12 protein-coding genes and 4 tRNA genes are annotated in these 13017 nt (G+C 47.2%); 5 read left to right on the top strand and 11 right to left on the bottom strand.

Annotation, left to right across the window (positions count from 1 at the left end; all coding sequences use genetic code 11):
• Positions 1-142: 142 nt before the first annotated feature.
• The 3 genes from ade to AC58UW_RS23030 form a co-directional block, all read right to left on the bottom strand.
• Complete coding sequence (gene ade / locus AC58UW_RS23040; RefSeq protein ID WP_497422935.1) at positions 143-1936, bottom strand: adenine deaminase; 1794 nt, start codon at positions 1934-1936, stop codon at positions 143-145.
• A gap of 754 nt (positions 1937-2690) precedes the next feature.
• A tRNA-Leu gene (locus AC58UW_RS23035) sits at positions 2691-2772 on the bottom strand.
• Positions 2773-2790: 18 nt separating this feature from the next.
• Positions 2791-2862: transfer RNA gene (locus AC58UW_RS23030), tRNA-Glu, on the bottom strand.
• A 155-nt stretch (positions 2863-3017) separates the two neighbouring features.
• Between AC58UW_RS23030 and corA the strand changes: the two genes are divergently transcribed.
• Positions 3018-3947, top strand: a complete 930-nt coding sequence (gene corA, locus AC58UW_RS23025) for a magnesium/cobalt transporter CorA (protein ID WP_497422934.1) — start codon at positions 3018-3020, stop codon at positions 3945-3947.
• Positions 3948-4293: 346 nt separating this feature from the next.
• On the opposite strand, the gene AC58UW_RS23020 is transcribed toward corA, so the two are convergent.
• The 3 genes from AC58UW_RS23020 to AC58UW_RS23010 form a co-directional block, all read right to left on the bottom strand.
• Positions 4294-4382: transfer RNA gene (locus tag AC58UW_RS23020), tRNA-Ser, on the bottom strand.
• A gap of 7 nt (positions 4383-4389) precedes the next feature.
• Positions 4390-4465, bottom strand: a tRNA-Asn gene (locus AC58UW_RS23015).
• 19 nt (positions 4466-4484) lie between these two features.
• Positions 4485-4958 (bottom strand): SprT family protein, encoded by a 474-nt coding sequence (locus AC58UW_RS23010; RefSeq protein WP_497422933.1) that lies wholly within the window; start codon positions 4956-4958, stop codon positions 4485-4487.
• Between the two features lie 150 nt (positions 4959-5108).
• Between AC58UW_RS23010 and AC58UW_RS23005 the strand changes: the two genes are divergently transcribed.
• From AC58UW_RS23005 to AC58UW_RS22995, 3 genes are all read left to right on the top strand, one after another.
• Positions 5109-5462 (top strand): hydrolase/acyltransferase, encoded by a 354-nt coding sequence (locus AC58UW_RS23005; RefSeq protein WP_497422932.1) that lies wholly within the window; start codon positions 5109-5111, stop codon positions 5460-5462.
• 74 nt (positions 5463-5536) lie between these two features.
• A complete protein-coding gene (gene cmpA, locus AC58UW_RS23000) occupies positions 5537-5701 on the top strand; it encodes a cortex morphogenetic protein CmpA (RefSeq protein WP_090818813.1) in 165 nt (54 codons plus the stop codon).
• A 229-nt stretch (positions 5702-5930) separates the two neighbouring features.
• Positions 5931-6257, top strand: a complete 327-nt coding sequence (locus tag AC58UW_RS22995) for a hypothetical protein (RefSeq protein ID WP_497422931.1) — start codon at positions 5931-5933, stop codon at positions 6255-6257.
• Between the two features lie 143 nt (positions 6258-6400).
• On the opposite strand, the gene AC58UW_RS22990 is transcribed toward AC58UW_RS22995, so the two are convergent.
• From AC58UW_RS22990 to AC58UW_RS22970, 5 genes are all read right to left on the bottom strand, one after another.
• Positions 6401-8737 (bottom strand): Tex family protein, encoded by a 2337-nt coding sequence (locus tag AC58UW_RS22990; RefSeq protein WP_497422930.1) that lies wholly within the window; start codon positions 8735-8737, stop codon positions 6401-6403.
• A gap of 81 nt (positions 8738-8818) precedes the next feature.
• Positions 8819-9169, bottom strand: a complete 351-nt coding sequence (locus AC58UW_RS22985) for a type II toxin-antitoxin system PemK/MazF family toxin (RefSeq protein ID WP_028553893.1) — start codon at positions 9167-9169, stop codon at positions 8819-8821.
• Between the two features lie 3 nt (positions 9170-9172).
• Positions 9173-9454: a CopG family ribbon-helix-helix protein gene (locus AC58UW_RS22980; RefSeq protein WP_028553892.1), complete on the bottom strand. Its 282-nt coding sequence runs from the start codon at positions 9452-9454 to the stop codon at positions 9173-9175.
• A gap of 216 nt (positions 9455-9670) precedes the next feature.
• On the bottom strand, positions 9671-10843 hold the full coding sequence (gene alr / locus AC58UW_RS22975) for an alanine racemase (protein ID WP_497422929.1): 1173 nt from the start codon (positions 10841-10843) through the stop codon (positions 9671-9673).
• A 446-nt stretch (positions 10844-11289) separates the two neighbouring features.
• A complete protein-coding gene (locus tag AC58UW_RS22970; RefSeq protein WP_497422928.1) occupies positions 11290-12438 on the bottom strand; it encodes an outer membrane lipoprotein-sorting protein in 1149 nt (382 codons plus the stop codon).
• A 56-nt stretch (positions 12439-12494) separates the two neighbouring features.
• On the opposite strand from AC58UW_RS22970, the gene AC58UW_RS22965 reads away from it, so the two are divergent.
• Positions 12495-12770 carry a hypothetical protein gene (locus tag AC58UW_RS22965; RefSeq protein WP_497422927.1) on the top strand — a complete coding sequence of 92 codons (276 nt, stop codon included), beginning with the start codon at positions 12495-12497 and terminating at the stop codon, positions 12768-12770.
• Positions 12771-13017: the final 247 nt, after the last annotated feature.

Here is a 13017-nt window from a genome sequence, read left to right as displayed (position 1 = left end):
ATAGCAATAAATGTTGTATTATGTCGAAATGGATTAAAATATGATAAGGTTTACAAAATGTCAACGGACCGATGGATTCACTTATGACAAAACTTCATACTTTTGGAAAAAAAGAAGGTGCCCCAAGGAGCACCTTCTAGTCTTAAACCAGTTCCACATCAATCAACTTAAACTGTGTCACATCGACAATTCCACGGTTTGAAATCCGAATCTCAGGAATAACAGGCAGTGCTATCAATGAGAATGTCATAAACGGTGCGTTCAACGGGCAGCCAATTTGCTTCCATGCTCCTTCGAGCTGAGCAACCTCTTCAACGACTTCAAGCAAAGTCTTATCGGACATAAGGCCTGCAATCGTTAACGGAACTTGAGCCAGCACGCGGCCATTCTCAACGACAATTGTGCCGCCTCCCAATTTGGCAAGTTCATTAGCGGCAAAAGCCATATCCTGTTCATCAATGCCCATAACTATTAAATTGTGGCTGTCATGCGCTACGGTTGACGCTACTGCGCCGGATTTCAGTTGAAAGCCGCTTGAGAAACCAAGTGAAATTTCACCGGTGCCGCGGTGCCGCTCAATACAAGCAAGACGAACAACATCCTGTTGGATATCCGGTTGAATAATTCCTTGCTCGACACTTAGCGTGGCTGTCATTTTCGCTGTTCTTGCACTATTTTCAATTACCTGTACGACATTGACACTTGTTCGCTCTTCTTTACCGCGGCTCTTAAGCTGAAAGTCCTCTGCTGTGAGCTCTCGCTTCACATTCATGGAGCTGCAAATATGCGCCGGATATATATAAGTAGGGAATTCCTCGACAAGCTTGCCTTGGTCAAAGATAACCTTTCCATCCGTAATGACAGTTACAGGCTCAACCTTTTGCAAATCATCGAGTAATAAAATGTCTGCGCATTTACCTGGCGTAAGGCTGCCTAGGTCTTTATCCAGGTTAAAGTAACGCGCCACATTGATGGTAACCATTTGAATCGCGGTGACAGGATCAACGCCCTCTTCAATCGCTCGGCGCACCACATGGTTGAGATGCCCTTTCTCCACCAGTGTTTGCGGACTAACGTCATCCGTGACGAGGGAGATGTTAGATGTGTTTACTTTATCTTCGGTCACCACCTTGATGACCTCTTTGACATCATGCCAAGCGGAGCCTTCGCGAATCATCAGATGCATGCCCATACGGACTTTATGCAGTCCTTGCTCGCGCGTAACCGTTTCGTGATCGGAGGTCACGCCAGACGCAATATAGGCTTGCAGCATACGGTCATCCTCACTCGGGAAATGGCCCGTTACTGCTTTGCCGCTGTTAATCGTCGCTTCGATTTCCCCGCACATTTTCGGATCTCCGTACACGACACCAGGAAAATTCATCACTTCACCAAGACCGATCACATTATCCCACTGCAGTCCCTCTTCAATATCTTTCACTTCCAAGCTTGCACCCGCATCTTCCAAATCTGTTGTCGCAGGTACGCAGGACGGGAAGGTCGTGAATACTTTGAGCGGCAGCTGCTGCCCCTCTTCATGCATCAGCCTAACCCCTTCTGCCCCAAACACATTGGCAATCTCGTGCGGGTCCATGAAAATCCCCGTTGTTCCTTTGGGTAGAGCCGCTTTGGCAAACTCTGTAACAGAAAGCATGGTACTTTCAACATGCATATGTCCGTCTAGGAACCCAGGAGCTATGTATCTCCCTGCAGCGTCGATAACAACCGTTTGATCACCAATCGTGTGGTCTGCATGCCCGACAAATGCCACTCGTCCCTCTGCTACTGCGACATCCATGTGCGCAATTAATTCCCCTGAATACACATTGACCAATATGCCATTTTTAATGACAAGGTCAGCAAAAGCATTACCCATGGCGACTTTTGCCAACTTTCCGCTCACTTCAACTAATTTGTTTCTTTTATATGGAGTCATGTTCGTATTCTCCCTTTATGAATTTCAATTACTATTATAGCCCATTTAGATGGCAACCCAAAGCTGAGAAAGTAGAAAAAGACTACTCCTGCATGGCCTGCAGAGCATAGTCTTTGGTGGAAATTATAGGCAAATTAAGCGCCATTGCTTGTATTTGTGTTAATTACTTGTTGTGTTTTTCTTTGCGTAATGCATCTGTTCAGTATGCTCGCAATGAGCTCAAGCTGCTCAATGCTGGCAACTTTTAAAAAATATCGCATAACTCTGCGAACTTGTAAGTTTTGATAGGTTGTTTTCACGGAACTCACCCTTCTCTTTTCAACTAGTTTGGTCCTATTGTACTAGAATGGTTGAGCTTTAGCTGTCAGAAGCTGTCGAAGTAATTCTAAAGAATAATTAAGCCTGAGGCAGGTTGGTGCTCAACTAGCTCAACTAGAGAGCGGTGCTCGCCTGTCAAAATTTGATTACATGGAAGATTCTACTGTTAATTTCTTCGTTTGGTTGCTTTTAAAATCGAATAACTGGAATTTCTGTTGTTAATTTCTTTACATTTGTCCTCATTCGCCTGTCTGGCGCCGAAATAGATGGAGTTTTTCCAGTTAAATGCCTTGCTTCCCATCTCAGCTTACAATTAGCAGGAGAAACTCCCTTTAATCCGTTACTCAGAGGATACTGTTAATTCCTTAAACAAAAAAGAACCTCCTACTTTCACTTTAACAAGTGAATTTGGAGGTTCTTCTCTCTATACTTGGGATGCGGTCGGAGGGATTTGAACCCTCACGCCTTGTGAGCGCCACCCCCTCAAGATGGTGTGTCTGCCGTTCCACCACGACCGCATAAGAGGATATAAAAACTGACCCGTAGGGGACTCGAACCCCTGTTACCTCCGTGAAAGGGAGGTGTCTTAACCACTTGACCAACGGGCCGCGAATGTCGGTAAGCTTGTGCAGCCCATTTTGACGACAATTGTTATTATAAAGGATCAAATCTCAATTGACAAGTGCAAAATCTGGAACGCTTCCGGACAAATATGGTATGCTGAAACCAATTCAACCTAACCGAGGTGTTTGGTCTGTCATCCATGCTCATTTATGAATCTACACATGCAACCGTCCACGAGGAAGAGGTGCGCGTTCCAGCCTCCAATGAAGTCGTTTGGGTGCGAATGGAGAACCCCTCGCCAGATGAAGTCAAACATGTTCTTGGCGATGTATTCAAGTGCCACCCGCTCCTTGTCGAGGATGCCATCAAGCTAAATCAACGACCGAAGATGGATACGTATAAAGATCATATCTTCCTGACCTTCTTTGCCGTATCCGAGGGGCTGGAGCCCCAGGAAATTGCGATTGTGATCGGCTCTAATTTTGTTATTACCGTGTACAAAGACAAGCTTCCTTTCATCGATCAGCTCTACTTCACATGCCAAGAAGTGCCTGAACGAATCAGCCATCCAGGCGCAATTTTGCATGCCATCCTAGATCGCTGTGTCGACGATTATACCGTCATCGTGGAACATCTGGACGATCGTCTGGACACGATGGAACAGTCCGTGTATCTAAATCCAGCGATTCGCATCGCACAGGATATTTTCCAGCTGAAAAGAACCATGCATCAGCTTCGTCGCGTCATTGTCGATGAACGAATTACCTTAGCGGCAATTGCGCACCACTCCTTCCCCTATACGCGTGAAGAAGATGATGTTTACTTCCTGGATATCATGGATCATATCTCGCGCGTCGTAGATTCGTTAGATATTTTTCGTGAATCGCTGACTGGGCTGCTCGAGCTTCAAATGAGCATGAAATCAGATCGCATGAACGAAATTATGAAAACTTTAACGGTTTTCAGTTCGATTTTTCTGCCGCTCACCTTCATTGTCGGTGTCTACGGCATGAATTTCAAAATCATTCCTGAGCTAAACTGGGACTATGGCTACCTGTATGTCTGGATTCTGATGATTGGCATCGGCTTCTTGATGTGGTACTTTTTCAAACGCAAACATTGGTTCTAACTATTAGGAAAAACGAAAGGAATCTTTAGCAACCGACCAAGTATGCCTCCTAGACTACTAAGCGGAACTACAGGACGCTATTTATGAGAAAAGCGATGGTTGGGATGCTGAAGAGGAACTACAGGATCTTATTTCAGCAAAATTGGTGCCTTTTCCCCCTAAAAAGTCGAAATAGCGTCCCACAGTTCCCTCTCACATGCAATAATGGCTAATTTCGCTGAAATAGAGCCCTCGTGTTCCCTTATCCGCGAAGCGAGGCACATAACTGGATAAGCCCTATCATTTTCTTCAAAAAAATAAGCCCAGACGGCGTAATCGCCATCTGAGCTTATTTCCAAAATCCATACGGAGAGAGAGGGATTCGAACCCTCGCACCGCTTACGCAGTCTAACCCCTTAGCAGAGGGTCCCCTTATAGCCACTTGGGTATCTCTCCAAAGATATGGCTCCCCGAACAGGACTCGAACCTGTGACAACTCGATTAACAGTCGAGTGCTCTACCAACTGAGCTATCAGGGAATGAATAAGTTTAATTTTATTATGAAGGCGCAGGTAAGTCAAGTGTATACGATTTCAATTTTCCCTTACACTTTCCACAGGCGTACTTGCGGACATCTACTTTTCGCTTTCGGAAATACTCTGTTTTGCAATTAACGCATTCCAGTCGATATTTATAGGCCCTTTTCTGACGTGCCTGCGGCAGCGATTGACAGAAGCGAGAACCTCCAACCTGCGCGAGCAGCGACTTGAAATCATTATCGCGATGCTTATAGCCCCGTTTTAATATATGTAAATGATAATGGCAAAGTTCATGCTTAATGATTTTCTCTATTTCCTCTCGGCCAAACGTTTCCCACTGCATCCAAGAGATTTCAATATCATGGGATTTGGTAAAATAGCGCCCTCCCGTCGATCTCAATCTTCGGTTAAAACGCGCCTGATGAACAAACGCCCTTCCAAACGATGCCAAGGAAATCTGCTCAATCCACTCCTGAAGTTCCCGATCCTCCATCCCCTACGCTCCTTAGAGTTTTCATTAGAAACTTAATCGTAAGCACTGCTTAGACAAGTTCTCACTTGAATTTGTACCGTATGTACGGCTATACTGTCAAGTAGAAAAGAAAGAACGAAAGCTTTATAAAGAGAGGATTTGACCAATCAAATGCCACAAATGCGATATGCCATTCTCAAGCTCGACCAGCAAGTAGAATTTGTTGCGATGCCTTCTTCCTATTCCTATCAACTAACAGCTCTGAATCAAAGATTGCACAAAGAACTAGATAAACTGACTGCGGACGACGTCCCCCAACTTCCTCGGGTAATTGCAGAATGTGATGATTTGGAGCTAATCGGAACAACGTATACGCTTATTCAAGGACTAGAGTACATCAATCGTTTGGAAAAATCTTTTGCCGGCATCCAAGAGAAATCCTACCCGCTAATCTCGCTGCTAACTGAAATCCGCGCGCTTCAAGCACAGCTGGAACAGTGGTACGAAGAGGAATTTGAAGTTTAATGTCATAAGGACCTGCACCCAACTCCTTTATCCTTCATATGCTATAAGTACATGGCGAAGAAGGGGATGGGCATATGCCGCAATGGCTCTGTAATCAATTAATGCGGGCCTTCCAGAACAAAAACCGCAGACAAATCCGATTGCTGAATGATAGCTGGTACTTTTACCGCACCCGCCGCTCACAAGAGGAGTGGCCTGACACCCAATCGACGGACGGACCGGGCAAACGTAAATTCTGATAAAAGGGCTAGTACTTGTTTGAGACAGGTGCTGGCTTTTTTGCCATAATCGTTACATAGAAGCAGCAAGCACAAATGAAAAATATGTTGCATATTTGAAATGAGCCCACTATACTGTAAATAAATGTAATAGTCCGCCCGAGTGAAGCACACTTGATCCAGCAGAGTAATCTGCGGGTCGGTGTGTTTTTTTGTTATCTAAAACATGTATAAAGGGAGCTGAAGATCTGTGGTTTTGCGTCGTAGAACGAAAAAAGGTCAAGGAGACAACGTCTATCTGCTGCATGAAAGGAAATCGTCTTATTCTGTACATAACACCCCTGCCACCTATACGCCTTTTCTGTGGGAGTTAAGGAAGCTAGTTATTCTGGACGTTGCGAGGCGCCGTAATGGCCAGATCCTAATCCAGGACATCGCTGCCGAATGTAACGTCCCTTTTCGAATAGCCGCCGAGTGGCTGGCTCGTTTAGCGCATGAGGGCTTGCTTATCGCGATCGTTGGCCAACAGAATGCCACTGTATATTCGGTGAAGGAGGTGGGACAGCCTCTGCAATAAGGATTAAACTCAACTTTAGGGTTGGAAAGGATGATGTGGAACTAATAAAGCCATTACTTTATGAAAGGATGATGTAGAAAAAGAGAAAGGATGATGTAGAAAAAGCAGCCAGCAGCTTATCGCCGCCAACTGCTCCTATTTGCTTATTGCTGCGGCTTTTTCATGGTCAAGCCGACTCGGCCTTTTTTCTGATCCACGTTAAGCACCCACACCTGGACAATGTCCCCAACGGAAACAACATCCATCGGATGTTTCACGAAGCCGTTCTTGAGCTGGGAGATGTGCACCAGCCCATCGTTCTTAATGCCGATATCGACGAAAGCGCCGAAGTCGATAACATTGCGCACCGTGCCGGTCAGTTCCATGCCCGGCACAAGGTCCTCCAGCTGCAGCACATCCGTACGGAAGATCGGCGCGGGGACTTCTTCCCGCGGATCCCGCCCAGGACGCTGCAGGCTGTCTAAGATGTCCCTCAGCGTCGGGACACCAACGCCCAGCTTCGGAGCCATCTCCTCTGGCTCCAGCGTCTGCAGCAGCGATAGAAGCTGCTGCGAGCCTAGCTGCGCCAGTTCCAGGCGGAGCTCCTTGAACAGCCGATCCACGACGTCGTAAGACTCCGGATGGATCGCGGTGTTGTCCAGCGGGTTCCTGCCGCCAGGAATCCGCATGAACCCGACACACTGCTCGAAAGTTTTCGCGCCAAGGCGCGGAACCTTCGACAGCTCCTGTCGGGAGCTGAACTTGCCGTTCTCCTCGCGATACTTGACGATGTTTTTCGCCAGTGTCGCGTTCACGCCCGACACATACGAGAGCAAAGACGGGGACGCCGTGTTGAGGTCCACGCCAACATGGTTAACGGCCGATTCCACGACGGCCTTCAAGTTCTCGTCCAGGCGTTTCTGCGAAACGTCATGCTGATACTGCCCGACGCCGATGGCCTTCGGCTCGATCTTCACAAGCTCCGCGAGCGGGTCTTGCAGCCTCCGCGCGATTGAGATCGCGCTGCGCTCGGCGACGTCGAGATCAGGGAACTCCGTCTGCGCCAGCTTCGACGCGGAGTACACGCTCGCCCCCGCTTCGCTGACGATCAAGTACTTGAGCTTCTGCTCCTTGATCTCCGCAATCAGCTCCGCAACAAACTGCTCCGTTTCACGGGAAGCCGTTCCATTCCCAATGACGATCAGCTCGACGCCGTGCTTGCTGATCAATTGCTTGAACTTCGCCTTCGCTTCCGCCACCTTATTATTCGGAGGTGTCGGGTACGTCACGGCGATTTCAAGCATTTTCCCGGTGTCGTCGATGACGGCCAGCTTGCAGCCCGTCCGGTAAGCGGGATCGACACCGAGTACAACGTGCCCTTTGACGGGCGCTTGGAGCAGCAGATTACGCAGATTTTCTGCGAAAATCTTAATCGCTTGCTCCTCGCCCATCTCTGTCATTTCTCCGCGCACTTCGCGTTCGATGGACGGTGCGATTAGACGCTTGTAAGCATCTTCAACAATTGTACGAAGCACATCTTGTACAATGGATTGCCCTTTTATAATTTGCCTAGCTATATAATCATGAATTTTATCAACAGCAACAACCAAGTTGACCTTAAGAATTTCCTCGCGTTCACCACGGTTGATGGCAAGAATACGATGAGGCGGGAGACGCTTCACCGGCTCCTGATAGGCATAGTACATCTCATAGACGGACTCAGCCTTTGCATCCTTGGCCTCCGTATGCAATATCCCTTGATCCTGCGTGTATCTGCGCACCCAGGCTCTAATCTTAGCATCGTCTGCCATGTTCTCCGCTAAGATGTCCATCGCGCCTTGGATGGCGTCAGCCGCGCTTGCTACCTGCTTGTCCGCGTTTACGTATCGCTCCGCTTCTTGTTCGAGCGAGCCATTCCTAGGCTGCTTCCAGATCCACTCCGCTAGCGGCTCTAGGCCGCGCTCTTTGGCTACGCTTGCTCTCGTCTTCCGCTTTTGACGATACGGTCTGTACAGATCTTCGATTTCCTGCAGCTTTGCAGCGCCTTCAATTGATTTGCGCAGTTCATCCGTCAGTTTCCCCTGTTCGTCGATCAAACGCACGACCTCCAGCTTGCGATCTTCGAGGTTGCGTAAATACTGCAAGCGCTCCTCGATGTCTCGCAGCTGGTTCTCATCCAGCTCGCCCGTCATTTCTTTCCGGTACCGAGCGATGAAAGGAATCGTATTCCCCTCATCCAGCAGCCCCATCGTCGTTTTCACTTTACCTGCTGGCAGTTGCAATTCAGCGGAGATCTGCTTTAAGATTCGCTCCTGGATCTCCGCTTTCTTCTCTTCGGAGAGGACGACCTTTTCCTTCGGCTCTTCCTCGTATTTGTTCTTAGCTCCCTTGCTTCCCAGCTGCTCATCATCCGCTGCGCTTTTCACTCCGGTATTTCCGGACACTTCGCCGGCTGCGTGGAACCATTTCTTCATCACCGTATCCAATATCGTCACAGTCATCCCCACTTCTACCTAATTTCAAGTATGTATGCAAACCAAAAAACGAGGGAACCACTTACCCCCGTCCGTTCCTGATCCTATTCAAAATTCTATCAGTCCCACACTAATTTGCAAAGCGTCGTCAACCTTTCGCATCGTCTCTTCATCCAAATGCGTAATTTTGTCCGTAAGCCGTTGCTTATCAATCGTTCTGATTTGTTCAAGCAGAATGACCGAGTCTCGATCGAATCCATGCGTCTCCGCGTCGATTTCCACATGCGTGGGTAGCTTCGCCTTCTGGATTTGAGCTGTAATCGCTGCAACAATCACGGTTGGGCTAAAGCGGTTGCCGATATCATTTTGGATCACTAGAACAGGACGAACTCCTCCCTGCTCCGACCCTACTACCGGCGAAAGATCTGCGAAAAAAACATCGCCACGTTTCACAATCACTTCTTACACCCCGCTTACTAAGCGATCAAGCGTTCCGTCCGCTTCTTCCTCCGCTTGAAAAGCTTCAGATGCCATGCTGAGATTAATTTTCGCCATCTCCATATACCCACGCTGCATGGATTCGCGTAGACTGCGCTTTTTGCGTTCAATTAAATACAGCTTCATTGCCTGGCGAATAAATTCGCTGCGATTGGAGTTCTCCTTCTCGACAATGCCGTCCACTTCTTGCAACAGATTGTCAGGCAAGCTAATCATGATCCTTTTCGTATTATGCGCATTACTCACACTCTCGCACCCCCAGAAACGATACAAAGACAATATTACCAGTATGTCAACTTGAAAACCAAATTATACAATAGATATATGCACCCAGTATATCAAATATGTTACACCTATGGATATAAGATTCTTCACTACGTATTCGATAGCCTACTCTATAATTCCTCTATAGGAAGGATAATTTTTAAATGGTAAATTCATGAATTTAGATGAGACCAAGACTTAGTAACGATGACGCATCAGCGGATTAATGGCATCTACTCGTTCGCCGCCGCGTACATACACACGTGCTACCCGGTGTGAAATCATACAAATCACTTCATAATTAACTGTATCTAGCTGATCAGCGATATCTTCAGCTGTAATTCGTTCTCCATCCTGCTCCCCAATCAGCACAACCTCATCGAGCGTCTGGACATCCTTAACGTCGGACACGTTAATCATACATTGGTCCATACAAATTCGGCCGACTACCTGCACTCTTTTCCCCCGAACCAGTACCTCAGCTTTACCCGAAAGCATTCGTGAATACCCATCCGCATACCCAATGGGCAGCGTTCCGATCTGCTCTTCGCCTTTTGTATGGTAGATCGTTCCATAGCTGATCCCGGAGTTTGGCGGCAATGTTTTGAGATGGACAATGCCTGTTTTGAGACTGAGCACAGGTTTTAACTTAATTTTCGTTTGATCCACATCCTTGGAAGGATATAGCCCATACATCGAAATGCCCAAACGTACCATTGAATAAGTGAGACTAGGCAAATCAATAGCCGCTGCACTGTTGCCTGCATGTATATATGGAAACTTTACACCTTTATCCGTAAAATAGCTCACAATCCGCTCAAAACGGCGATACTGCTCCAGCGTATAGCTTTTATCCACTTCATCCGCATTCGCGTAATGTGTGAACAATCCTTCAACCTCCACATTCGGCAGCGTCAATGCTTGCTCGATGAAAGGAATTGCATCCGCTTCCGTATGCAAACCAAGTCGGCCCATGCCGGTATCGAGCTTGATGTGGATTTTCAGCTTCTTCTTATGCTGCTGCGCCTGCAGCTCCTTAAGGACATCATGACTATAGACCGCTATCGTAACATCAAGCTCCCGTGCCCGCTCGACTCCCTCAGGAGGTGTATAACCAAGCACTAGGATAGGTGCGGTTATTCCTGCATTCCTTAGCTCCAGCGCTTCATCGAAAAACGCCACACCCAAGTAATCCACACCCGCGGCTAAAGCCTCTTTGGAAACTTCTACAGCCCCGTGTCCGTACGCATCCGCTTTAACGACTGCCATCTGCTTCATTCCTGTCGGCAGTATCTTCTGAAAACCTTCAATGTTGCTTCGCAGAGCATCTAACGAAATTTCAACCCACGTGGGACGATAAAAAGCATCCACCAGCGTTCACCTCTTTTTTCAAATGCAAAGGATAAGGGAAGGCCCGCTCCATGCGAGCAGCAGGACTCCCCCTCCAATAATTCCGAACCCGTTAGGACCGATAAACCTATGTTAAACCGAGTCAGGAAACACTGTCAACCGTCCTTTGGGCTTAAATAAGGCAAAATCGCGTCATATCCAAACGACTTGTTTCATAAGCATGTTTGTTCGTATGGCCACCTTTGATTGCAAATCAGCTGAAGGCTACTCCACCCGTACATTTGCAGCACATACAACCCTTACTTGAATAGTATGATTCACCATTGCATTTAGTTTCCTATTGGCACACTTTCCCACATTAATTTTCTCTAATAATCGCCGAAATGCGGTATTTTAGAAGTCAAGACTACGCTTTTCTGCATAAAAAAGACAAAAAGACCTGCTCCTAAGAGCAGATCTTTCCTTGGTTATTTACCGGATTGGCCTTCCGTTGCCATCGCCACTTTAATCATTTCATTCGTCGGCAGATCGCCTGTCGTTAATCTGAACTCTACGCCGTCATTCGTCCAAGTGAGAGTCTTCTTATCTTCCCCTGTGAGAACGCCAATCGTGAAGCCGAGATCCACAATATCCCCTGGCTGCAAAGACACCGACTTCGCCTGTGGTCTAACCTCAACCATACTAAAGTTGTACTTCCCTTTATATCGCAAAAGGACAGCAGCGTCTTCGCCGAGCTTCATATCCGTAATATCCTGCTTCACGACATCCTTAGGCAGATAGCTCGGCTCAATGATACCGATACTCTGCGGTTTGCTTGCCGCGGCATTCGGTTTCGTTGCATCCGCTTTTGTGCTTGTGGATTTTGTTTGATCAGATTGGCCGCCTGTTGCAGACAAGTTTTTGTCCGTTACACCAGTTGCCGGATGATCAGCATCTGTTACCTTAACATCTGACATTGTCGGCAATGTCTGCATGTTCCAGCTCGTCATGTTGCGCTCCATTTGGAAGAAATCCTTATCAAACTTCGCATCGAATTCGAATTTCGTGAAATTCACCTGCACCATCACATTTTGGTTGGCATCCGACACTTGAACCTGCGTAGGTGCCAGTGTCTTTTTATTCAGCCAAATTTTCTGGCGGGACAGCTGCTCATTCTGATAGTTCGCCGCTACATCGAACACATACGTATCATTGTCCGTTGTAAACTGACGATCCTTGTCCGCGATAATACTTCTCGCTAGAGATTGGAACAAATATACCTGTCCCTGATTCTCCGGCCAATCGCTTTGGAAACGGAAGCTTTTCTTCAGATGCGGCGTTAATACGAACACGCCCTCTTCATTACGCAGCACAATTTGCGTTACATCCTTCGATGCATTGGTCAGCGAAATCCGGTAGAAATGCTCCGGTGAGAACGCCACCTCCACCTGATACTCCTGCGGCTGTGACCCCGTGTGCAAAATCATGCTGCCTGAAGCCTGATAGCTATCCGCTTTGCTGATCACATGATCCAAATCCTTTACGATAGATCCTGCATCTTTCTTGCCTATCCCGCATCCTGCGAGAACCAATGCTAAGCACATCACCACTGCTACCATCCATGTGACCCGGCGCATTCGATCATCCCCTCACTCATGATTAACATCAACATAGTACATGCATATGAGGGGACTTGGACGATTATGCAGCCAAGCTACCAGCTTGGACGGATTTAGGCAAAAAAAATAAGACTAGCTCCAGTAAGACGGTCATTAGCGGTTACTGTGATCTAAACCAATACAAAGGGAGCGTGGATGTGTTGATTAATCGTATTAGTGTAGAGGATGCGAACAAGCTTATCGAACGTTGGCTGTCTCATGGATATGAGCATGCTTCTGAGGCTGACAAAGAAGAGCGGCACCGGCTAGCCAATGAATTACGTAAAGCATCGGGGCAGCCTATGCAGTAACAAAAAAGCCCTCACTTATTGATTGAGGGCACTGAAAAACTTACTGTTTTTTTCTTCGGCGGTAAGATCAAAATCAAAAAGGAAGACATCTACCCCAGTTTTTGTGGGAGATGTCTTCTTTTTTAGGTCTTATTTAGGGAATCTCCCCTATAAAATTCAATCCGTTAATTTTAATATTCGCTTGAGATTCACTGCAAATATAGCCATTGCTCCTTGCAATTGCATGCCAAGTAGACCCGAGGATGTG

It is taken from the genome of Paenibacillus sp. J22R160, from assembly GCF_059692135.1.
The sequence above is the reverse complement of the archived record's forward strand: the minus strand, read 5'-3'. Positions and strand labels throughout refer to the sequence as shown.

Coding starts and splice junctions, on each gene's coding strand:
- AC58UW_RS23005 (WP_497422932.1), top strand. CDS start 5,109: ATGCCACAAATGCGATATGCCATTCTCAAGCTCGACCAGCAAGTAGAA.
- ade (WP_497422935.1), bottom strand. CDS start 1,936: ATGACTCCATATAAAAGAAACAAATTAGTTGAAGTGAGCGGAAAGTTG.
- corA (WP_497422934.1), top strand. CDS start 3,018: ATGCTCATTTATGAATCTACACATGCAACCGTCCACGAGGAAGAGGTG.
- cmpA (WP_090818813.1), top strand. CDS start 5,537: ATGCCGCAATGGCTCTGTAATCAATTAATGCGGGCCTTCCAGAACAAA.
- AC58UW_RS23010 (WP_497422933.1), bottom strand. CDS start 4,958: ATGGAGGATCGGGAACTTCAGGAGTGGATTGAGCAGATTTCCTTGGCA.
- AC58UW_RS22990 (WP_497422930.1), bottom strand. CDS start 8,737: ATGACTGTGACGATATTGGATACGGTGATGAAGAAATGGTTCCACGCA.
- AC58UW_RS22970 (WP_497422928.1), bottom strand. CDS start 12,438: ATGCGCCGGGTCACATGGATGGTAGCAGTGGTGATGTGCTTAGCATTG.